Origin of the sequence: Streptomyces phaeochromogenes (assembly GCF_001418655.1) — a bacterium.
Classification (GTDB): Bacteria; Actinomycetota; Actinomycetes; order Streptomycetales; family Streptomycetaceae; genus Streptomyces; species Streptomyces phaeochromogenes.
This window is the reverse complement of sequence record NZ_LIQZ01000611.1, coordinates 874-1,214: the sequence shown is the minus strand read 5'-3', so window position 1 is coordinate 1,214 and position 341 is coordinate 874. Positions and strand designations below refer to the sequence as shown.

Genomic DNA, 341 nt, shown 5'->3' with positions numbered 1-341 from the left:
TGGCCGCGACGCGGTCGCCGACAGCGCGGGGGGTGGAGCAGATGATGAGCGGACCTTCGTCGTCGCTCAGGGGGAGGCGGCCGTGGCTGCCTCGAATAGGTGAGGGATCGAGGGGCACGACCGCCATGCGGTAGCGCATGCCGAGCTTCTTGCGGGCCAGCGCGCCCGCGGCCTTGACCTTGACGTACGGGTCGAGCGGATCCATGAAGAGCTCGACCGGGTCGTAGCCGGGTTTGCGGTGGATCTCGACGAGCTGCGCGAAGTCGGGCGCGCGGGCGTCGTCGAGCCAGTAGTAGTACGTGAACCAGGCGTCCGGCTCCGCGACGGCGACGAGTTCGCCG

The 341-nt window shown here is 69.8% G+C and carries 1 pseudogene; it reads right to left on the bottom strand.

Annotated elements, in window-relative coordinates:
- Positions 1-341 (bottom strand): annotated as a pseudogene (locus tag AOK17_RS53275) (alkaline phosphatase family protein); the annotation flags it as partial.